The organism is Paenibacillus residui (assembly GCF_042677205.1).
Classification (GTDB): Bacteria; Bacillota; Bacilli; order Paenibacillales; family NBRC-103111; genus Paenibacillus_L; species Paenibacillus_L residui.
This window is the reverse complement of record NZ_JBHTIU010000042.1, coordinates 36,012-58,218: the sequence shown is the minus strand read 5'-3', so window position 1 is coordinate 58,218 and position 22,207 is coordinate 36,012. Positions and strand designations below refer to the sequence as shown.

General features: G+C 48.4%; 16 protein-coding genes. All 16 read left to right on the top strand.

The genetic code is table 11. The features are described from left to right. The first annotated feature begins 95 nt into the window (after nt 1-95). The 16 genes from ACFQ03_RS14150 to ACFQ03_RS14075 all read left to right on the top strand — a co-directional run bounded on the left by ACFQ03_RS14150 (nt 96) and on the right by ACFQ03_RS14075 (nt 22,111). On the top strand, nt 96-755 hold the full coding sequence (locus tag ACFQ03_RS14150; RefSeq protein WP_213528212.1) for a DJ-1/PfpI family protein: 660 nt from the start codon (nt 96-98) through the stop codon (nt 753-755). A 345-nt stretch (nt 756-1,100) separates the two neighbouring features. Next, nucleotides 1,101-1,415, top strand: a complete 315-nt coding sequence (gene trxA, locus ACFQ03_RS14145) for a thioredoxin (RefSeq protein ID WP_036623452.1) — start codon at nt 1,101-1,103, stop codon at nt 1,413-1,415. Nucleotides 1,416-1,439: 24 nt separating this feature from the next. Next, nucleotides 1,440-2,342 carry an NAD(P)/FAD-dependent oxidoreductase gene (locus ACFQ03_RS14140; protein ID WP_036623451.1) on the top strand — a complete coding sequence of 301 codons (903 nt, stop codon included), beginning with the start codon at nt 1,440-1,442 and terminating at the stop codon, nt 2,340-2,342. A 110-nt stretch (nt 2,343-2,452) separates the two neighbouring features. Beyond that, nucleotides 2,453-3,361: a class I SAM-dependent methyltransferase gene (locus ACFQ03_RS14135; RefSeq protein ID WP_036628257.1), complete on the top strand. Its 909-nt coding sequence runs from the start codon at nt 2,453-2,455 to the stop codon at nt 3,359-3,361. A gap of 78 nt (nt 3,362-3,439) precedes the next feature. Further along, the gene (locus ACFQ03_RS14130) at nt 3,440-4,825 is read left to right on the top strand and encodes a DHA2 family efflux MFS transporter permease subunit (RefSeq protein ID WP_036628256.1); all 1,386 of its coding nucleotides are present in this window, start codon (nt 3,440-3,442) and stop codon (nt 4,823-4,825) included. Nucleotides 4,826-4,947: 122 nt separating this feature from the next. Next, on the top strand, nt 4,948-5,349 hold the full coding sequence (locus ACFQ03_RS14125; RefSeq protein WP_036623450.1) for an Rrf2 family transcriptional regulator: 402 nt from the start codon (nt 4,948-4,950) through the stop codon (nt 5,347-5,349). Nucleotides 5,350-5,763: 414 nt separating this feature from the next. Then, on the top strand, nt 5,764-5,931 hold the full coding sequence (locus ACFQ03_RS14120) for a type II toxin-antitoxin system HicA family toxin (RefSeq protein WP_074048767.1): 168 nt from the start codon (nt 5,764-5,766) through the stop codon (nt 5,929-5,931). A 39-nt stretch (nt 5,932-5,970) separates the two neighbouring features. Further along, complete coding sequence (locus ACFQ03_RS14115; protein WP_213509925.1) at nt 5,971-6,255, top strand: type II toxin-antitoxin system HicB family antitoxin; 285 nt, start codon at nt 5,971-5,973, stop codon at nt 6,253-6,255. Next, nucleotides 6,252-6,557 (top strand): hypothetical protein, encoded by a 306-nt coding sequence (locus ACFQ03_RS14110; RefSeq protein WP_379288899.1) that lies wholly within the window; start codon nt 6,252-6,254, stop codon nt 6,555-6,557. Before ACFQ03_RS14115 ends, ACFQ03_RS14110 begins: the two co-directional genes overlap by 4 nt. Nucleotides 6,558-6,575: 18 nt before the next feature. Further along, the gene (locus tag ACFQ03_RS14105; protein ID WP_379288897.1) at nt 6,576-8,042 is read left to right on the top strand and encodes a spore germination protein; all 1,467 of its coding nucleotides are present in this window, start codon (nt 6,576-6,578) and stop codon (nt 8,040-8,042) included. Between the two features lie 15 nt (nt 8,043-8,057). Then, nucleotides 8,058-9,242: a Ger(x)C family spore germination protein gene (locus ACFQ03_RS14100; RefSeq protein WP_379288895.1), complete on the top strand. Its 1,185-nt coding sequence runs from the start codon at nt 8,058-8,060 to the stop codon at nt 9,240-9,242. Further along, nucleotides 9,239-10,330 (top strand): GerAB/ArcD/ProY family transporter, encoded by a 1,092-nt coding sequence (locus ACFQ03_RS14095; RefSeq protein WP_007130945.1) that lies wholly within the window; start codon nt 9,239-9,241, stop codon nt 10,328-10,330. Before ACFQ03_RS14100 ends, ACFQ03_RS14095 begins: the two co-directional genes overlap by 4 nt. A gap of 7 nt (nt 10,331-10,337) precedes the next feature. Next, a complete protein-coding gene (locus ACFQ03_RS14090) occupies nt 10,338-10,556 on the top strand; it encodes a hypothetical protein (protein WP_379288905.1) in 219 nt (72 codons plus the stop codon). Nucleotides 10,557-10,750: 194 nt separating this feature from the next. Further along, entirely contained in the window at nt 10,751-13,312 is a 2,562-nt protein-coding gene (locus tag ACFQ03_RS14085; RefSeq protein ID WP_379288893.1) for a LuxR C-terminal-related transcriptional regulator, read from the top strand. A 213-nt stretch (nt 13,313-13,525) separates the two neighbouring features. Beyond that, on the top strand, nt 13,526-18,586 hold the full coding sequence (locus ACFQ03_RS14080) for an RCC1 domain-containing protein (RefSeq protein ID WP_379288891.1): 5,061 nt from the start codon (nt 13,526-13,528) through the stop codon (nt 18,584-18,586). A 288-nt stretch (nt 18,587-18,874) separates the two neighbouring features. Continuing rightward, nucleotides 18,875-22,111, top strand: coding sequence for an S-layer homology domain-containing protein (locus tag ACFQ03_RS14075; protein ID WP_213593033.1), 3,237 nt, complete (start codon nt 18,875-18,877; stop codon nt 22,109-22,111). Nucleotides 22,112-22,207: the final 96 nt, after the last annotated feature.

The window sequence follows — 22,207 nt, the reverse complement described above, 5'->3', positions numbered from 1 at the left end:
ATGTAAAAAATACTTCGACGAAGGTCATTGGAAATCCTTGTTAGTTAATTGGTCAGCCGTAGAAAAAAAATAATGATCCATTCAAAGACAAAAGGATGCATGTTCAAATCGTCTTGTTCGATGGTTTCGATCTGCTGGACGCATTAGCACCATACGAAGTATTTGCTGCTGCGGGAATGTACTCAAACGGAGCAGTTACTGTGGAATTGGTTTCCGCGGAAGGCAAGCGTTCTGTCCCGAGCGGTCTGAACGGGCCGGCTCTCGAAGCGCAAGCTGCATTAGACCCCAAGCGTCCTGGAATCATTTTGGTGCCCGGGGCTTCGGGCAAGCCAGCAGGAAATTCGGAAGATACCATTCCGAATATTTTAAAGAAGGCCATGATGACGGGCTTGTCGGAGAAATTGAAACAAGCTTTTAACAATGAGGAAGTTATTGTAGCTACAGTATGCGGTGGTACACTGCTGCCTGCGATGGGAGGTTTGTTGAAAGATAGACATGCGGTTACCAATCAAATAGGCATGGAAGCGTTAGGAGCTCTCGGTGCAATTCCGATTGAAGCAAGAGTCGTTGAAGATGGTCCTCGCTTCGTAAGCGGGGGAGGCGTGACTTCGGGTCTTGATGTGGCCTTGTATTTGGTTGATCGTGAGTTAGGTCCTCAAATCGCAAATGCTGTAGAACAGTTATTCGAGTACGAGAAAAGAGGCACGGTGTGGCGAGCGGAAGGCATTGCGCCGATCCATTTTGACGAAAACTAATACCGATCCGATAAGAGCAACAGCGGCAGACTAGGATGATGCAAAACACCCTGGCCTGTCCGCTGTTGTTGGCTCGATCACAGGCCAAAAGAATACAACTGGCTTGGGTTTGGCTAAATTTTCTTGGGACTGACTTGCATCTTATCCAAAACAAAGTTATCATAGATACATGAAGTCTTTAATTCGAATGGAGGAGTGCTATGAAAACTCACAAGCCACTGATTATGCGTTTGAGGTGATGTTCCATTTACTGGCAACAACGCCGGACAAGATTACTAGACCCATCTTATGACAAATTAAAGATATTATATATCCATAGTATATTTAATCGAAAGGAAGATCACGATGGCTATTCAACATGCGAAAGATTCTACTTTTAATGAGATGGTGCAAACGGAAGGTATAACAGTAGTGAATTTTTGGGCCGCTTGGTGCGGTCCATGCAGAATGTTTGCACCTGTATTAGAGGAGTTTGAAAGGGAAGCAAATGATTCCATTAAAGTCGTTAAAGTTAATGTAGACGAAAATCCGGTAACCTCTTCACAATTTCAGATTATGAGCATCCCGACAACCATTATATTCAAAGATGGACAGCCTCTATATAAAGAAATAGGCATATTGTCGAAAGGTGAACTGCAGCAGCTTGTTGGCTCCAAATAAATCAACAAAAAAGGGGAGATTCTTTTGATTTATGATTGTGCTATTATCGGCGGAGGCCCGGCAGGACTCAATGCGGCTCTGGTACTTGGGCGGGCCAGACGCAGTGTTGCGTTATTTGATAACAGCCAGCCCCGAAATGCGGTTACACATGCCTCTCATGGATTTATAACAAGAGACGGTGTGACACCCGCCGAGTTTAGGCGTATTGCATATGAGGAGGTTCTGGGGTATCCCTCCGTTGAACTTTTACCTTGGGAGGTAACCGAGATTCACCGGACTGATCACAGGTTCGTCGCCGTGGCGTCAACCGGAAAACGGATTGAAGCACGCAAATTACTGATCACCACTGGACTTAGGGAGATTTTCCCGGATATTCCAGGTTTGCGTGATTGTTATGGAACAAGTTTGTTCAGTTGTCCCTACTGCGATGGTTGGGAGCTTCGAGATCAGCCGCTAATTGTTGTTTCCGAGAACTCTGGAGTGTTTCATATGGCCAAGCTGCTCTATACCTGGAGTAAAGATCTTGTGGTTTGTACAAATGGGCATGCGGTTCTGGACAACGATCAAAAACAACTGTTGAAATCCAGAAACATCGAAGTGGTTGAACAAGCAGTAACGATGTTTATCGGTCATGAGGGGAAATTGCGGCAGGTGGAATTTGCAGATGGCACGCGAATCGAGAGAACGGGAGGATTCATTACACCGGAATGGAAACCGAAGGCGTCTTTTCAGGGTTCGCTTGGTTATGAGGTAAATGAGTTTGGCGGTATCGCCACAAATGAGTGGGGCAAAAGCTCGGTTCCAGGTGTGTATGCCGCCGGGGATGCAGCTTACGTCATGCCTTCCCAGTTGATTTATGCCGCAGCAGGCGGAAGCAAAGCGGCGATTGGCATCAACATGGAGCTGACCGAAGAGGATTTCGTTTAGCTCTAAGTGGACATGTCCTTCTCTTGGGGAAAAGTTTCTTAGAGAGAAGGACTTTTTTCAAAAGTCATAAGTGTAATGACTGCATCAAACAGAAAGGGATGAAGAGGATGATGACGAACGATTTTTTTAATGATGCCGTTTGGGAAGCAGCTTGGAAGAAGGATCCAGATACAGCGATTAGCAAAATGAAAAAAGTTGGAATTGATCCAGCACATACTTTTGACCATAGGGCAAAGTCATTTAACGAGCAGGCGTTTAGCGAAGAAGGCAGGCGAAGAACAAAACGGATAATGAATTGGCTGGAAAGTCAGGGTGTGACATTTAAAGATACCTCCATATTAGACATTGGAGCGGCCTCAGGCGGATTTACAGTGCCGTTTGCGGAGAGAGGGGCTAGTGTTACTTCTGTGGAGCCTAGTCTTCCATTAGTTGAGCTCTTGAAAAGTAATATAACGGGATTAAAGAACGGGAATGTAGAGATTGTGGCTGAGCCTTTTGAAGACATTGATATTCAAGCAAAGGGGTGGGAAAAAGCCTTTGATTTCGTATTTGTCTCCATGTGCCCGGTTATTGCCGACTGGGAGAGTGTGGAGAAAGTGCTGAGCTGCGCACGACAGTATTGCTATATCAGCCTGTCTGTCGGCTCCAGGGAGCACAGTCTGGTAAAAGAGATTTGGCCTTTGGTCACTGATCAGCCCATGAAAACGGAACATTTGGAAATGGCTTATTTGCTCCATTTACTGTATCTCAAAGGGTATTCCTATCAGTCGCTCGTAACCCGGGAAATGAAATCTACAGAGGTACCTAGAGACACGGCGCTCCAGGAGGTGATGGAATGGCTGAGAATCTTCGGTTTGCCTGCGGACGACCAGAACAGGAAAATCATAGCCAATTATTTGGAACGGACCTATCCGACGGATAAGGTTGTCATCCAGCAGGGTGGGCGTTTTGGCAAGGTGCTTATTCAGTTGAAGGATCAGAGCATGTACACCGGTGTCCAAGAATTTTCCCATAAGTAATTTCTTTAACTATATAATGGACAAAAAATATCTGTAATATCTACAAACTGGAGTGTCTGTAGTAAATTGAGGAACGTTATGAAAAGAAAACCTGTAATCATTGTCGCATCTCTAATCGTCGCGAATTTTTTGGCACAACTCATGCAAACCATGCTGAACACGGCTTTGCCACAAATGATGCTTGACCTTGGAATCCAGGTCAATCGGGCGCAATGGCTGATCACCGTCTATCTTCTGGTTTCTGGAATTGTCATCCCTGTGACGGGATTCCTGATCGGAAAATACTCGACGCGAACCCTGTTTTTCGCATCCGCTGGGGCCTTTACGACAGGGACGCTAATTGCCGGCTTCTCCGTCGACTTCACATTGATCCTAAGCGGACGAATTATTCAGGGGATTGGCGCCGGATTGCTGGTACCGGTGTTCCTGAATACGATTATCCTAGTGTTCCCAAAGGAAAAACTCGGGGCAGCGATGGGACTGGCCAGTCTCATTGTGGGACTCGCCCCTGCACTGGGGCCGACGATTTCCGGCTTCGTGATTCAACATCATTCTTGGAGAATCTTATTCTATGGGGTGGCGCCCATAGCGATCGCGAACCTGTTTGTCGCCTATTATTGCTTGGAAAACGTTTGGGATACGCATAAAGCGAAATTGGACTGGAGATCGATTCTTTATTCAAGTTTGGGCTTCGGCAGTCTGTTGTATGGATTTAGTATCCTTAGCGATCAGGGAAAAGGGATTCAGCTTGCGCTGACCTTCCTTATCGTGGGATTCGCACTGTCGTTTCTGTTTGTGAAGCGCCAATTCAAACTGGCCGTCCCTTTGCTTGATTTCAACGTATTTCGTTACCCGAGATTTACTTATGCATCGATTATAGGCGTAGTCCTGTTCATTGTGATGGCCGGGGTGGAACTGCTGCTCCCGATATATGCACAAAATGTCAGGGGACTACTGCCTAGAGAATCGGGGCTAATGCTGCTCCCAGGTGCATTGCTGATGGGGGTGTCCGGAGTGGTATCGGGTAAAATCTACGACCGTTATGGCGGTCGCTATTTGATTCGGATCGGCTTCTTCGGGATAGCCGCCGTAACGGCTCTATTAACGATAGCGCTATCGATTCACGCTCCGTATGGTCTGTTGGTAGGGTTATATGCGTTGCTTATGACCGGGGTCGGTTTTATGATGACCCCAATTACTGCTTTTGCCATGGCGAGCTTGCCGAATTCGATGATGAATTACGCTTCGCCGATGACCACGGCCATACGTACATTGGGCATGTCAATGGGCGGGGCACTGCTCATCACCCTGGTGACAATTACCGCAGATTATAGCTCATTCTCTTTTCCGATCAATATGCATCAAGGAATTCAAGCCGCGTTTTGGTCACTAGCCCTCGTTGCAGCGAGTGGTTTTCTTCTTACTTTCTTTGTTCCATATGGTAAAGGTTCAGTGGAATCGTAGGTCTTGGAGTGTTGCCAGTTACAACGAATAAAGGAGTAATAAGGGAGGCGATATTTGACATAAGCCAATATAAAAAGTTATTATGGGCACATAAAGTCCATAATTGAGGTGAACATCACGTTATGAAATTTTCTAAAGCGACAAACTATGCTCTTCATACGATGCTCTTTCTTGCCGCATTCCCGCCGAACAAACTTATCGGCGTACAGCAATTGGCGGAGAGACAAGAGGTTTCTCCAACGTATTTATCCAAAATCCTTACCAAGCTGGTCAAGGCAGGAATGATTGAATCGACTTCAGGAGCCAATGGTGGATATCGCTTAAAACGGAATTGGGAAGAAATCTCGTTTCTCGACGTGATTCATGCCATTGAAGGCTCCGCCTCCTTATTCGACTGTGAAATGAATCATGGATCAGAGTGTTTAGTTCAGAAGGTGATGGTATCGGCTGAAGAGAAAATGGAGGACTTTTTAAAAAACCAAAAATTATCTGAGATTGCTAAGAAAATGACGGTAGTTCTTTGAAGAAAAACTGTTTTTATGAGAATGGTTTATTTTATTAAACCGTTTGGGAAAAGCATGAAAGGAAGATATACAAACGGCATTGAACAAGATTGTGCTGCGTTAGATTGATACCATTGTCCTCTCGACCGCATCGATGTCGCGAAGAAGAGCTCTCGATATACCTTAATGGTGAATCGAGAGCTCTTCTTTTGCATATTCGGAAACTTGTCGAATGCAGGAGCCTGGAGGGTCTGGTTTAATTCGTGAAATGATGGGTCAGGAATCGGGATGATGGACTGAAAAATAAAGTATTAGACGGGAAAGCACTCGTCCCTATTCTTCCTCCGCAGGATAAATTGCCGACGTTCGGACAATATCGTTACTGGTTCAAGACTTGGAAGATACCTTAAAAAGGCGGATTAGTTTGCGTTCTCAATTGACAAATATAATAGTATTTGTTACCGTGGATTTTTCTCGGGAAGTCATCACCAGTTCAAGCACCCAACCCAAAAGGGACGAACAACCGTCAAACATCCTGACAAAGACATTCCCGTTCCTACGCTCAAAAGCATTGAACGGCGGTCGGGGTTAAAGTTTGAATAGCCCCGGCTCCCTCCCGACCATTCAAAGGAGGTATCCGACATGAAGAAGCCGGAGCGATATTTCTACCCTGCCGTTTTCACTTATGACCCCGGCAAGGAAATCGCTGTTGTTTTCCCTGATCTGGATTGCGCGACAAGCGGAACGGACGATCACGATGCGCTTTTGTCCGCGCGGGAACTGCTCGGCATTGTCCTGTACGGGCTGGAAGAAGATGGCGAACCTATTCCCGCTCCAACGCCGCTTTCCCAGATTCAAACCACGCAAGCGAACGAACGCGCTGTGCTGATTGATGTCTATATGCCATCTATCCGCAGGCGCAAGTGAACCGTTCTGTCAATCGGACGGTCACGCTTCCGGCTTGGCTGAACGCCGCCGCGCTGGAGAAGGGCATTAACTTTTCACAGGCACTGCAATCCAAGCTGATGCAGGAATTGGGCATTGATCGCGTGAACGATGCGAAGTGCTTCCTACACAGTCACATTCGCACTCCCGGCGCAACCTTTCCCGGCTTGGACGTTTTCTTGAATGTCTCGTATGGATTTCACCTCACGATAATTTGCAACAGCATAACTGCCAATGGAATAAGAATCCACCCAATAGGAAATAATGATAATGATGAGATGTGAGAATCTGGAGGTTCGTCGATGGCAAGAAAAAAACAAAATCAATCGATCAAGAATGATTTTTTCGGAGACATTCAATCAGCCCTCGGGTTACCCCCGGACTTGGTCTGCCGATCCTTGTTTGTCCAAGGGGAACAAACCGTGCAGTGCGTATATCTGGAATCGATGGTCAATAAAAAAACGATTGACGAATACATTTTGAAATCGTTCACGGAAAATACGTTTTCCGAAGGGGAAGCGCCTCGTTCCGCCGAAAGCGGTTTTTTGCGCGAATTTTCCTTTTCCGATCCATATGAACAGTTGCGGGAACATGCCGTAAAAGCACTCCTTGCAGGCCATTGCGCACTAACCGATTTTGCAAGGGAGCGCGTTTGTCTCATCAATGTGACCGAATCCAAACAACGCTCCATTGAAGAACCGAAGTCGGAATCGACCATTCGCGGGCCGCACGAAGGCTTTACGGAAAGCATTCTGACCAATGTGGGGCTTGTCCGCAAAAGAATCCGCAACCCATTCCTCCGGTTTGATAAAATGAACATCGGCAATCAAACCGGGACGACTTTGCTTATGGTGTACATGGAGAACCTCGCCCCGGAATCGCTGGTCCGGGAAGTGCGCGGCAGATTGTCAGCCATCCGGACGGACAGTGTGCTGGAAAGCGCTTATGTGGAGGAATTCATCCAGGACCGGATTTGGTCTCCTTTTCCGACGCTTACCAACACCGAACGCCCTGATATGGTAGCTGCCCAGTTGCTGGATGGTAAAGTGGCCGTGATGGTGGACGGAACGCCCAACGTCCTGCTTGCCCCCATGACGTTTTTCGAGTTTTTCAGTTCTCCTGAAGATTATTATCAGCGAGCGGACATCGCCACGTTTATTCGCTGGATTCGGTTGATTTCCTTTTTTACGGCCGTGTTCGTCCCTTCCTTGTATGTCGCGGCCACGACGTTCCACCAGGAACTGATCCCGACCCAACTCCTGATCAGTTTGTCCGCCCAGCGGGAAGGGGTTCCCTTCCCCGCCATCTTCGAAGTGTTGTTAATGGAAGTCGTGTTTGAAATTATCCGGGAGGCGGGGCTGCGCATGCCGCGGGCGGTCGGACAGGCGCTTTCGATCGTGGGGGCGATTGTACTGGGGCAGGCGGCGGTGGAAGCCGGTCTCATTTCCGCCGCGATTGTCATTGTCGTTGCCATAACCGGCATCACCAATTTTGTCGTTCCGGTTTACAGCTTCGGCATGTCACAACGCCTGCTTCGCTTTTCGTTCGTGCTGTTGGCCGGCTTTATGGGCCTTTTTGGCATTTTATGCGGTGCCCTGTTTCTGGTTGCCCATCTGGTGTCGCTTAAGTCATTTGGCGTTCCTTACTTCACTCCCGCTTCCCCGTCCATAGGAACCGATTGGAAAGATGTGTTGGTGCGGCTGCCCCGGCCCTGGCTGGATCCGAACGGTCTGCCCGGATATATTCGGAATATGAAGAGAAAAAGGTAATCTGGAGGAACAAACATGACCAACCGGTATGCAGCGGGTCTGTTCATCCTGATGATGTTTACCGCCCTGCTTACGGCTTGCTGGGACAGGACGGAGATGAACGAACTGGCGCTGGTCAGTATGATGGGGGTGGACAGCGATCCGGAGAGCGACAAAATAACCGTGTATTACCAGATCATCAACCCGCTCAGCGGCACTTCCGCCAAAGGTACGCCGGGAGGCGAACAAGCCCCTGTGTACACTTACGAAATCAGTGGATCCTCTTTTGGAGAAATCAAATCTACGATTTACAAAATGTTGCCGCGCAAGTTATTTATGGCCCACTGCAAGGTGCTGCTCGTTTCCCAGCGGGCCGCCAAACAAAACATGCGCGATATTGTCAACTTTATCGAAATGCAACCCAACGGCCGCTCATCGGTCCCGATGCTGATTGTCGACGGATCGATATCTCAGGTCATGAGAACATTAACTCCCCTGGAGCGGGTGCCGTCTGACACGATCGATTCCAGGCTCGACCTGCTGATCCGGAATTCGCTCCTGGTGGGAAAACAGATCAAGGTCAGTGATGTCATTGAACGGATGGAAAAGTCAGATACGATCGTATTACCGTTGATCACCGGAATGACAGAGGCACCTTCTTCCAACAGCGGGGAAAGGTCGGCGGATATCGACGCCAATCAAAACAACTTTATCATCCGAGGCGGGGCGGTTTTCCGTGATTATCGCATGGCGGGCAAACTGAATGATACGCAGCTGGTCTGGTACCATTTGCTAAATGGCGATCGAGGTCGCCACGTGCGACAGTTTCAGGTGGAAGGAAAACAGGTATCCGTGGAATTGAGACTGGTTCGCATAAAACGTGAGGTCTTCTGGAAATCCGACCAACCTGTCGTTCGGATCCGCATGGACCTCGAACTTTCCACTGCCTATACAATCGAGTCCGTCCCGAAGTCTCGGAACGAGGTGGAGAGACTTGAAAACAGACTGAATCAGATCATAGCAGACGAGTCGCTTGCTTTCTATCAAATGATAAGGGAGCGTGGCTGGGATCTGTTAAGCATCAACGACTTGTTGCGCAAACAAACGCCAAATCATCCGGATATCGACCAAGCGGCGAAAAATGCACAAATTGAGATTCGTGCAAATACCCGGCTGCTCCGAACGGGAAGCATGAGTCAACCTTATGGAGGAACAGGATGAAGCCAATGATTTCCCGATTCCAGTTTTATCTGCTGACAATCAATTATATCCTCGGAACCACCCTTTTCGTGCTGATCGGGCGGCTGGTCGTACAGGCGGGACAGGATGCCTGGCTCATGCCCTTGTGGGCAGGAAGTTTTGGCATACTCGTCGGTCTGTTCTGGATTTTTCTTTTCCGATATTACCCGGGCAAAAGTCTGGTGCAAATCCCGCTGGAAGCTTGGGGACGTTCTCTGGGAACGCTTGTTTCCGTCCTGTATTTTCTTTATTTCTGTATTTTGGCTGGATGGGCTCTTCGAAATTTAAGCGATTTTTTAAATGGAACCATCATGCCGGAGACGCCGAAAACCGTTTTTCACGTCATGTTTTTGCTTGTCGCCTTTTACACGGTCGCTCAGGGGACGGAAGCCATCGGACGATTAAATCAAATCATCACTCCGTTTTTGTTCTTCCCGTTCTGGTTTGTTCTGTTGCTGGCAATGGTGAACTGGGATTGGGGAAGACTTCAGCCAGCTTTCCATTCCGGCCTGGGTGCCATTTTACAATACCATTCCTTTTTGGGCTTTCCCTATATGGAAACTATTGCGCTCACGATATTGTTTCCGCTGGTCAAACAGGGGGCAACACGCCCCTTTTTGCTTGGGTTGATGACCGCTTCCCTTTCTCTTAGCATGACCTTGTTTATGATTATCGGTTTATTAGGAGTGGAGAGGGCGTCACAACTTACCTTTCCAGTGTATACGACCGTGCAGGAAATTTCCATCGGAGAGGTGATCGTCAACATCCATTCCATTATCTCCGTTATTTTACTGATTCTGATTTTTATCAAGCTGTTGGTACTCGTTTACGGAGCTTCCGAAACGCTGCGTCAAGTATTTCGTCCAAAAACCCGGTGGCCTCATTTTCTGGGTTTGACGATTTTGTTGTCGGCGACCGCCTTGTCCATCTATGAAAACCCGATCCAAAACGAGGAATGGGATGAAAAATATACATTCATATATGACAGTTTCTTTGTTCTACTGATCCCCTTTTTGTTGCTAGTGACAACATGGGTCAAACGCACGTTCGAGAAGCGAAAAGGAGGATGAATTGAACATGTTGATGCTTCACATCCTGCTGGCGCCTTTGATAGGTTTACCGATGTTGGGATTGCTTCGAAAGAGACTTTATCGGGATGCAGCAGTTTTTGGGGCTGTATCTGTTACTGGCTACGGATTATGGATTTGTATCGTGAATCATCGTCCTTTTATCATTACGATTTTTATTGAAAGAATGATTGAAATGTTAAAATCCATTTCAACGACGATGATATAAACGTAGAATGAATTGTTTTGCGGGTTCTTCCCAGTTTAGTACCACTATGATCCGCCAATCCTTGTGAATAGTCAACATCATAACTTTTCCGCGTTGTGTAACCAGGGATAGCCCCGCCAAAATAAAAGATTTTTGGTAAAATGGTAAGGAAAATGTTCATTCCTGATGCTTATAGTCAAAGGGAGGGGCTAACCATGATCATAGCCACGAAACTTCATATTCCCCGATCGCGAAGCTCGCTTGTTGCGCGTTCCCGTCTCACCCGGCTTTTGCATGAAGGGTTGGATCGCACGCTTACGTTGATCACAGCTCCAGCCGGCTATGGCAAAACGACATTGCTCGGCGAGTGGGTGATGACGCTGGAAAATCCCGTCGCCTGGGTCTCGCTTGATCAAGGGGATAATGATCGCATGCGCTTCTGGGCACATACCCTTGCAGCGTTAAAACAAGCTTATCCGTCTTTTAACGAACAGGCCGTGCTTCGTCATGCCGTGGAAGATCCATCGGGAGTTTCACTGATTGCCGCGCTCGTCAACGGGCTTCATCGTATCTCGCAAACAACGGTGCTCGTTTGGGATGACTTTCATCATATCGAAGAAGAATCAATCTTGAAGGGGGTCACTTATCTGCTGGAACGTTTGCCGCCACATGTCCATCTCTATCTCGCAAGCCGAAATCCTCCAGCGCTTCCTCTTTCCAGACTACGAGCAGAAAATAGGCTGATCTCGTTGGATGCGAGCGATCTCCGGTTTGCGCCGGACGAAACGACCGAATTTTTTGCGAAGTGCGGTGGCATACAATTATCCAATGAAGACGCGGCTGTCGTACAAAAAAAGACAGAGGGTTGGGCAGCTGCGATGCGACTGGCGATCTTGTCGTTACATGAACATGCTGATCCCGCGTCGCTGGTCTGGAAGATGGCGGGAACGGAACGTGATATATCGGATTACTTCTTCGATGAAGTGTTTTCCCTTCAATCCGAAACGATGCAGCATTTTTTACTCTATACATCGATTTTGGATCGGATGACGGGCGAACTTTGTCAAGCGGTAACCGGTATAGCCGAAAGTGATGCGTATCTGCAACAATTAGACAAGGAAAGCTTGTTTCTTGTCGCTTTGGACCAGCGGAGGGAGTGGTACAGGTATCATCATTTATTCCGGCAATTTTTGACAGCGCAGTTGAAAATACGCGAGCCGCGGCAATGGAAAACCTATCATATGACAGCAGGAAAATGGCTTGAAAAGAACGGTTATCCACATGAAGCGGTGGATCATTACCTTGCGGCTGCCGGTTATGAACATGCGCTATCATTGATAGAGAAAATTGCACAGGAACTGATGGACAAGGAATGGACGACGCTTTGCACGTGGTTGAGCGCAATTCCCGACACGCTGTTATTTGCCAGGCCGATGATGCTGTTGACAAAGCTTGCCTCCCAATACATGTCCGGGCATGTCGAAGCGGCCACAGACGGGTATTGGCAAGCGGTTCGCTGGCTGGAAGAGAACACCGCTTCCCTTCCTTCTTCGGCAACCGAAACATTACATGCCGGACTTGCTTTTCTGGCCGCATTTCGCACGTTTATGGAGCGTGAATTTGAATATGCCGTTCAATTTTCAAAGGAATATGTCGAGAAACATGCGGAAGGCGAATTTTTGATCGGGTTCGGGAGCGACCGGGACGGTTATCATCCGGTGTTTGACATCTACGTGTCGGATGACAGCCTTCAACTGGCGGAACAGGTACTGACTCCTCTGCTTTCGATTTGGTCCGAAACCCGAAATATTTATTTTGTCGCTCATCTCTATATCGACTTAGGCAAAATGCAGTACGAACGAAATCGCTTGGTCGAAGCGGAAAAGGTGATGCGCCAAGCCTATGATATTGGAAGAACGCATCATAATATAAGCCTGATGACCATCGCGGCGCTATGGCTCGCCCGTATTGCCGCTGTACAAGGAGACGAGGAGACGTCAAATCAAATATTACGCGAGTTAGCCCGGCTCACGTCCGAGACGACGAATTCCCGTTTGTCCGGGAAAATCGCCTTGTTTCGAGCCATGCTGGGCCGGATGAAAAGAGACGAGAAACCGGTGAGACAATGGCTGAGAAAGAGCGGCCTCCGATTCCGTGATGAAATTCCGCTATCCATGATCAAGGAATATGATGTACTCGCTTCTATATTGGCGGAGCAAGGAAAAATGGAAGAAGCCGCAGCATTGACGGAACGACTGCTCCAGCTGTCAATAGAAGAAGGACGGCAAAGCGACCGAATTCGTCTGCTCGTTCATAAGAGTATGATCCTGTCCTTACAAGGAAGGATTTCGGACTCCATGGACGTACTGGAAGAAGCGCTGGCATTGGCGCGGCCGGAAGGGTATATCCGGACCTTTGTCGACGAAGGAGCATCACTTGGGCAATTGTTGGATCAATATATCCAACTGCGTCAAAAACAGCATCGCCGCCCCAGTCATAAGGTGTCTTTATCCTATGTGAAACGACTGCGGAGACTGATACCGCAAGTCGAAAGGAAAGCCGGTACTCTCCATGAAGCAACGGTGGTCGTTTTAACAGCCAGAGAACAAAGCGTGCTTCGGTTGATGGAAACGGGAATGTCTAATAAAGAAATCGCGCTTAAACTGAACGTTTCCCTGGCGACGGTAAAAACACACATTAACAATATCTACGGCAAATTGCAATCCAAAAATCGCTTACAAGCGTTGGAACGTGCCAGAACACTACAATTGTTCTGACCCGTTCTTTTTTTTATCTAAATAAACTCCACCCCCATCTTCAACCTTTGTGATTTTTGTGACAGGCAGGGTTGATCACAATGGGATTGGAAGAATATACAATAGATGGGGTGAAGCTATGCAGAGATTAACTTGAAGGAGGATTTGTAAGAGATGAATCCATGGGGAAAAAACTTGGAACAATCATACATATGCAACAGGAGGAGCGGCTTGGTGAAGCTGTGCATCGCTTTGCTGCTCATCCAGTCGTTTCTGATCACGGTACCCTATGACAACGTGTCTGCTAAAGAATCAGAGACAAATGCAAACTTGGTCAGCGTATTTTCGTTCGGAATGGGTATGTATGGCAAATTAGGACATGGCGATACGGCCAATCAACTCGCGCCAAAGAAAATCGAAGGTTTGTCGGACATTCAGGCGATCGCTGCCGGGACTAATCATTCCCTTGCTTTAACGAAGTCAGGAGATGTGTACTCGTTCGGATTTGGGCTGTTTGGCCGATTAGGCCATGGCGATACAGATAGTCAACTCCAACTCGAGCCGAAGAAAATCGAAGGTTTGTCAGACATTCAAGCGATTGCGGCAGGCGATTTCCATTCCCTTGCTTTAACGAAGTCAGGCGACGTATACTCGTTTGGAAACGGTACGTCTGGATTAGGACATGGCAATACGGAAGATCAATCCACGCCAAAGAAAATCGAGAGCTTGTCGGACGTTCAGGCGATCGCTGCCGGGGGGAATCATTCCCTTGCTTTAACGAAGTCCGGAGAGGTGTACTCGTTTGGAATGGGTAATTCTGGCCGATTAGGCCATGGCGATACGGATAGTCAACTCGAGCCGAAGAAAATCGAGGATTTGTCGGACATTCAGGCGATCGCTGCCGGGGGGAATCATTCCCTTGCTTTAACGAAATCAGGCGACGTGTACTCGTTTGGATGGGGGCTGCATGGCCAATTGGGACATGGTGATACGGAAAATCAACTCACGCCGAAGAAAATCGAGGATTTGTCGGACATTCAGGCGGTAGCTGCCGGGGCTAATCACTCCCTTGCTTTAACGAAGTCCGGAGAGGTGTACTCGTTCGGAAGGGGTAATACTGGCCAATTAGGCCATGGCGATACGGATGATCAACTCACGCCGAAGAAAATCGAGGGGTTGAAGGACATTCAGGTGATTGCGGCAGGCGATTTCCATTCCCTTGCTTTAACGAAGTCAGGCGACGTATACTCGTTTGGAAACGGTACGTCTGGATTAGGGCATGGCGATACGGCCAATCAACTCGAGCCAAAGAAAATCGAAGGTTTGACGGACATTCAAGCGATAGCTGCCGGGGCCAATCATTCCCTAGCGCTTGCCGTTGAAGAGCAAGACAGCACCATTGATCCGGACGAGGCGTCGTTCGACAAGAACATCCTGAATCAACGTGATATCACTGTCACGATGGAGTTGAATGGCAATACGCTCATAGATATTACGAATGGTACAACATCGTTATTGAAAGGCACGGATTACAACGTAACTGACAATATCGTCACCATTACAAAAGAATACCTGGTTAACCTGCCGATCGGTACGACTAAATTGGTCTTTACGTTCAGTGCAGGAAGCGATGCAACGCTCAGCGTAACGGTGAGCGAGAGCACACCTGTCCCCGGCGTATTTTCGTTTGGACTTAGTGATTATGGCCAATTAGGACATGGCGATACGGATGATCAACTCACACCGAAGAAAATCGAGGGTTTGTCGGACATTCAGGCGATAGCTGCCGGGGGTAAACATTCCCTTGCTTTAACGAAGTCAGGCGACGTGTACTCGTTTGGATACGGTACGTATGGCCGATTAGGACATGGCGATAGGGAAGATCAACTCACGCCGAAGAAAATCGAGAGTTTGTCGGACATTCAGGCGATTGCGGCCGGCACTTTCCACTCCCTTGCTTTAACGAAGTCAGGCGACGTGTACTCGTTTGGAAGGGGGAGGTATGGACAATTAGGACATGACAATACGGAAGATCAATTCACGCCAAAGAAAATCGAGGGTTTGTCGGACATTCAGGCGATAGCTGCCGGGGATAATCATTCCCTTGCTTTAACAAAGTCAGGAGATGTGTATTCGTTTGGATATGGTAGGTATGGCCAATTAGGGCATGGCAATACGGATGGTCAACTCATCACGCCAAAGAAAATCGAGGGCTTGTCGGACGTTCAAGCGATAGCTGCTGGGGATAATCATTCCCTTGCTTTAACAAAGTCAGGAGACGTGTATTCGTTTGGAAGGGGCAGGTATGGTCAATTAGGACATGACAATACGGAAGATCAACTCAAGCCAAAGAAAATCGAGGGTTTATCGGACATTCAGGCGATAACTGCCGGGGATGATCATTCCCTTGCTTTAACGAAGTCAGGAGAATTGTACTCGTTCGGACGTGGTGATTCTGGCCAATTGGGACATGGCGATACGGATGATCAACCCACGCCAAAGAAAATCGAGGGCTTGTCAGACATTCAGGCGATAGCTGCCGGGGGTAAACATTCCCTTGCTTTAACGAAGTCAGGCGACGTGTACTCGTTTGGATACGGTACTTATGGCCAATTAGGACATGACGATACGGCAAATCAACTCACGCCAAAGAAAATCGAGAGCTTGTCAGACATTCAGGCGATTGCGGCGGGCAATTACCATTCCCTGGCGCTTATCATCGAAGCGAAGCAAGACAGCACCATTCATCCGGACGAGGCGTCGTTCGACAAGAACATCCTGAAGCAGCGAGAGATCGCTGTCACGATGGAGTTGAATGGCAATACGCTCATAGATATTACGAATGACACAACATCGTTATCGAAAGGCACGGATTACATCGTAAATGGCAACATCGTCACCATTACAAAAGAATACCTGGCCAACCTGCCGATCGGTACGACTACACTGATCTTTACGTTCAGTGCAGGAAGCGATGCAACGCTTAGCATAGCGGTGAGCGACAGTACACCTGTCCCTCCAACCGGCTTGCAGGCGACAGCGGGAGACGGGAAAGTAGAGCTGAGTTGGACTGCAATCGATGCGGTCGATGGCTATAACGTCTATAGGCAAGAAGCTGACGAAGGTACGCCTCCCGTTGCCGACCGATGGATGGTTGACAATGATAAGGGGCCGGTAACAGGAACGTCCTATACGGTCGACCATTTAACTGCTGGAAAGTTGTATTGGTTTGCTGTAACGACCGTGAAGGATGAGATGGAAAGCGGCTATTCGGAATCAACGTCCGAAACGCCGTATACAACGGTTGCGGCTGTTGCATCTCCCGGTGCGATCGAGGTTGGCAAGGGAGTCGCACCAGAGAAACTGGAGGCATACCTTCCCGAACATATTCAAATTCAATTAACGAGCTTGCCTGTCACGATGGACGCGGGTGTGCAATGGGATCTGGAGCATGCTGATTATAACCCGGATCAAGCCGGAGTGTACGCGGTTACAGGAGAGTTGCAATTGCCGGGATATGTTCGCAATCCACAACGGCTGCAAGCCGAAATGGCGGTTCATGTACGGCCGAATACGAATGCGAGACTGAGCGGCATTACCCTGAACGGAGAACCGTTGGCCCCGTTTGATCCGGATATTTATACCTACGATGTGTCGGTTCCTTATGCAACGGAGCAAGTGATCGTGACAGCGGCAACGGATGATCCGGCTGCGAACTACGAAGTCGTCAGCGAGGTTGTGCGTGGCGAAGTACAACCGCTGAAGGTCGGCTTAAATCGAATTGACATCCTGGTAACGGCAGAGGATCAACAAGAGCAAGTCACCTATACCCTTCATGTGAAGCGTCTCTCACAAGAAGCGGAGCCAGAGCAAGTATCGAAACCTGTTGCAGAACCATCAGGCGGTGCAGTCCCGGCAGGTACAATGGTAACATTGAGCACGACAATGGAAGGAGCAACGGTTTACTACACAACGGATGGCAGTACACCGAGCCGCAGCAGTGTCGAGTATACTGCGCCCATCGAAGTGACAACAGAGATGACGCTCAAGGCGATTGCTGTGAAGGAAGGCATGCTGGACAGTGAAGTGCTGGAGGAACAGTATACGATTGCAACGATACCTGCACCGGCGAATTTAACAGCTTCTGCGGCTGATCGTTCCGTTACATTAAAGTGGGATGCGGTCACGGGAACAGGCAGCGTGACTTATGCGGTTTACCAAGCGGAAGGCACATCAGTTCCTGTCGATCCGGCGAACTGGAAGCTCATTCAATCGAATGTGTCGGCGAATTCCTACAATGTCACGGGATTGACGAACGGAACAACGTATGCATTTGTAGTGAAGGCTATCACTGTGAAGGGGGCCAGCGATTTCTCTAATGTAGCGATAGCGACCCCAAGAGCACCAGGAGGTAACAGCGGTTCCGGTGGTGGCGGGGGCGGCCGTGTGTTGTCCAACAATGCGGATCTTGCGGATCTGCAAGTATGGGTGGAAGGGAAATTATTGAAACTAAGCCCTTCATTTACTTCTGGAACAACAGAATATACGGCCCGTACAGAAGGCGAACGAATTGAGATTGTGGTCAAAGAAGCTCACTCCGCGGCGAAAGTGATATGGAAGGGCAAGGTATTTACGGACAGTATTCAAGTCGATTTGGAGGAAGGCGACAATACGATTGAGCTAACGGTACAAGCGGAGAATGGCACGAAGAAAACCTATACACTGACCATTTATCGTGAAATGCCAAAGCCAAATGAACCGGTTATTGCATTTACCGACATCGATGGACACTGGGCGGAGGACTATATCATGCGTGCTGTAGAGAAAGGCTTTGTCAGCGGTTATCCGGACGGCACTTTTGAGCCAAACAATCCGGTTACTCGCGCCGAGTTTACTGTGATGATGGCAGGTGCATTGAAACTGGAAGGCAACGGTTCTGAGCTAACTTTCACGGATCATGACCGGATCGGCGGATGGGCGAAGCAAGCCGTTGCGCAGGCCGTACAAGCGGGCATCGTGGATGGGTACAACGATGGCAGCTTCCGTCCAAACGCACAGATCACCCGCGTAGAAATGGCTGCGATGATCGCTCGGGCGTTACAACTACAGCTTAACGCTAACGCGTCAACCGGCTTTGCCGATGATGAAGCGATTCCGCAGTGGGCGAAAGGGGCGGTCGAAGCCATCCGCAAACTTGGCATTGTCGATGGCCGCGGCGGAAACCGTTTTGTGCCGAACGAAACGGCTACCCGTGCAGAAGCGACGGTGATGCTGCTAAGATTGTTGGATAGATGATAGAGCATCGTGCTGACAAGTATTTCCCTCATCGTCACGAAGTGAAATCAATGTCCGTCCTATATAGACTGGAAACGCACTTGTAATCTGTATGCTGCATGATGACGATCACCGGAAAGCCGTATGAGGGAAAACCTCACGTACGGTTTGATGAGGAGGGGCTGGCTCCGCCCAGCCTTTCACTCTAGCTTCAATGTTTTCAGTTTGAAATGAGTAGATCTTTTTATAATGGTTGCCAGGTTTTTAGCGTTTTCTTCATTGATACATTGATACAAAGGTGAGAAATATATGAAGATGAATAAAAAATTCAATCTGTTATTCGCTATTTTTTGTTATATGGCCATTATACTTGTCGATGGCAGCGTTGAAGCATCTGCTGCTGAGTCGTTTATACAAGGCTCTGGATATGAGCAAGGGAATTATGACCTGGAAGCGATTCAACCGACGGCGTTTAACTGGACGAGACAGTCGAGGTTTTCCGGCAGCGAAGCGTTTGATATGAAATGGTCATTTAAAACTGAAGGACGTGTACGTTCATCACCGGCGATAGCTGCAGACGGTACAATTTATGTCGGCTCAGACGACGGGCATTTGTATGCGTTGACGGCGAGTGGCGAGCAGAAATGGAAATTTGCGATCAATGGTAGTGATTTTGGCAACCCCGGCATTTATTCGTCGCCATCCATCGGAGCTGATGGGACGATCTACGTCGGGGGGGATGACAGTTATTTATATGCGATTCATCCAGACGGTACTTTGAAATGGGATTTGAAAATAGGGTCACTGGTTTTCGTGTCCCCTTCACCAGCCATCGGAGCGGACGGGACGATTTATGTCGCTACCGAGGACGGTACTTTTCATGCAATTTCCGACGATGGAGACACGGGAAGGGAAAAGTGGTCATACAAAATATCAGCATTTTGGCCGATGATTAAGTCGTCCCCGGTAATTGCAGCTGATGGTAAGATCTATGTGGGTGATTTCGAAGGTATTCTCTATGCATTTGAACCGGAGCAAGATGCGGATGATGTCAAGCCGAAATGGATCTTTGAAACTAAAACGGGTAGTGCGATCAGAGCGACACCGGCAATCGGGGATGATGGGACGATCTACTTGGGTTCAGAGGATGGTAATTTATATGTACTGGATTCGTCGGGTCAATTACAATGGAGGTTTGATGCAAAAGATCCGATCTCCAGCACTCCGGTTATCGGTTCTGACGGTACGATCTATATAAAGACTCATTCGAAACTCTATGCATTTGCGCCGCAACAAGCGGCGGATGACGTTAGCCCCAGATGGTCGGCGGAATTTGGATACGTTACTTATGCTACGCCGATTGTCGATGCCAATGGCATGCTTTATGTCGGAACTCACGACAGCAATTTGTACGCGATAGATTCAGCGGGCAATATGCGGTGGTCATTTCAGACAGGCGGTTCGATTACTTCATCAGCGGCCATCGGTGCCGATGGTACGATTTATGTGGGTTCTTACGATGGACATTTATATGCGATCGGGCAGGTTGATATAAATGCTCCGCCTAACGTAACGGCAAAGGCTGGAGAAAGGTCTGTGCAGCTTGAATGGGAGGTGGTTTCTGATGCCTCCTCTTACGCAATCTATATGGCTACAGGATCAGAGCCGCCGGATACGCAGGATTTATCGAACTGGAAACCATTAAATGACGAGCCGCTTATGGACACATCATGGCTGGTTGATGAGTTAAAGGCAGGAACAAAATATTGGTTTGCTGTGCAAGCCGTTACTGAAGGGAATAGTAGAAGCCAGTTGTCAGCTCCGGTTAGCGCAACGCCGTATGCTGTGGTAAAAGCGGTGAATGATCTCAATACGCTTGAAATAAGCAAGCATATCACGAGCGATCAATTAGCGCAATATTTGCCAACCGAGGTTTCTATACAACTGGACAACGAGACGTTAGAGCCGGATGTGGGAGTCAATTGGGAAATAGTGAATTCTGATTACAATCCGGATCAATCTGGGACATATTGGATATCTGGAAGCTTGCAATTGCCCGAATATTATCTGAACCCGGATAAATTGAAGGCAAAGCTACAGGTTCGTGTTTTACCGGGGTCGAATGCCAAGTTGTCTGAGATTCGAATCAATGGTAAAATTTTAGAAAATTTCAATCCAGATCTGTTTACTTATTATTTGACGGTACCTTATTCAATGGATCGCGTGACAGTAACAGCTTCAACTTACGACTCATCGGCATCGTATGAGGTGATTGGTGGGCAAGAAGCGGTGCTCGAGATCGGTGACAATTCGATTTATATCCAAGTTATATCAGAAAATGAAAAGGAGGAGCGCACTTATTCTTTATACATTGAGCGCCAACTGCTAACGATTACGGAAATTCAAAGGCCAGATACGATATATGTGCCTTATAACACGAAGTTGCAGGATGTTTCCGTACCCGATTCGGTGTATGTTACGTTGGACGATCTTCGCACGATTGAGGTGCAAGTGAGCTGGAATGAAGTTCACCCTGAATACAATGGCAAGGTGGCTGGTCGTTATGAATTTATAGGCACCTTGCAATTGCCTGAGTGGGTGAACAATCCGCTGAATATCAAGGCGAAGGTAAGTGTGATCGTGCTGGACGAGCGTAAGCGAAGCTCCTCGTCATCACCGTCTTCCCGTACGGATCGTGTTTCCAGCGATGCCAAGCTTTCATCACTGGAAATATGGGCAAACGGTCGGATGTTAACTTTACAACCTTCGTTTGCTCCTGATGTGCATGATTACACCGTATTTACAGATGCAGAGGAAATGGTATTTATTGCTCAAGCAGCGCACGATGCGGCCGAAGTGTACGTTGATGGTGTACTTTTGTCACGCTCGGTGCCGATCAGCAAGAAGCTGACAAGTGGCAACAATGAGTTCACGTTTGTCGTTCGTGCGGAAGACGGTACCGAGAAGCGATATACGCTGACCGTGATTCGAGAGACGGCTACTCATGAATCGTCGATGCCATTTTCTGATATTGCCGGACACTGGGCGGAGGACTACATCATGCGTGCTGTAGAGAAAGGCATCGTCAGCGGTTATCCAGATGGCACATTTAAACCGAATCATCCAGTCACACGCGCCGAGTTTACTGTGATGCTGGCAGGTGCATTGAAACTGGAAGGTGACGGCTCCGCGCTAACTTTCACGGATCATGACCGGATCGGCGGATGGGCGAAGCAAGCCGTTGCGCAGGCCGTACAAGCGGGCATCGTGGATGGATACAACGATGGCAGCTTCCGGCCAAACGCACAGATCACCCGCGTAGAAATGGCGGTGATGATCGCTCGGGCGTTACAACTACAGCTTAACGCGAATGCGTCAACCGGCTTTGCCGATGATGAAACGATTCCGCAGTGGGCGAAAGGTGCGGTCGAAGCCATCCGCAAACTTGGCATTGTCGATGGCCGCGGCGGAAACCGTTTTGTGCCGAACGAAACGGCTACCCGTGCAGAAGCGACGGTGATGCTGCTAAGATTGTTGGATAGATGATAGAGCATCGTGCTGACAAGTATTTCCCTCCGATTGGGAAGCGATCAGTTCCGACGAATCCGGGGAACAACAGCAGTGCGTGAACAAGGCCATGCT

Coding starts and splice junctions, on each gene's coding strand:
- ACFQ03_RS14095 (WP_007130945.1), top strand. CDS start 9,239: ATGAAGCCAATGATTTCCCGATTCCAGTTTTATCTGCTGACAATCAAT.
- ACFQ03_RS14125 (WP_036623450.1), top strand. CDS start 4,948: ATGAAATTTTCTAAAGCGACAAACTATGCTCTTCATACGATGCTCTTT.
- ACFQ03_RS14150 (WP_213528212.1), top strand. CDS start 96: ATGCATGTTCAAATCGTCTTGTTCGATGGTTTCGATCTGCTGGACGCA.
- ACFQ03_RS14100 (WP_379288895.1), top strand. CDS start 8,058: ATGACCAACCGGTATGCAGCGGGTCTGTTCATCCTGATGATGTTTACC.
- trxA (WP_036623452.1), top strand. CDS start 1,101: ATGGCTATTCAACATGCGAAAGATTCTACTTTTAATGAGATGGTGCAA.
- ACFQ03_RS14105 (WP_379288897.1), top strand. CDS start 6,576: ATGGCAAGAAAAAAACAAAATCAATCGATCAAGAATGATTTTTTCGGA.
- ACFQ03_RS14135 (WP_036628257.1), top strand. CDS start 2,453: ATGACGAACGATTTTTTTAATGATGCCGTTTGGGAAGCAGCTTGGAAG.
- ACFQ03_RS14090 (WP_379288905.1), top strand. CDS start 10,338: ATGTTGATGCTTCACATCCTGCTGGCGCCTTTGATAGGTTTACCGATG.
- ACFQ03_RS14130 (WP_036628256.1), top strand. CDS start 3,440: ATGAAAAGAAAACCTGTAATCATTGTCGCATCTCTAATCGTCGCGAAT.
- ACFQ03_RS14115 (WP_213509925.1), top strand. CDS start 5,971: ATGAAGAAGCCGGAGCGATATTTCTACCCTGCCGTTTTCACTTATGAC.
- ACFQ03_RS14075 (WP_213593033.1), top strand. CDS start 18,875: ATGAAGATGAATAAAAAATTCAATCTGTTATTCGCTATTTTTTGTTAT.
- ACFQ03_RS14085 (WP_379288893.1), top strand. CDS start 10,751: ATGATCATAGCCACGAAACTTCATATTCCCCGATCGCGAAGCTCGCTT.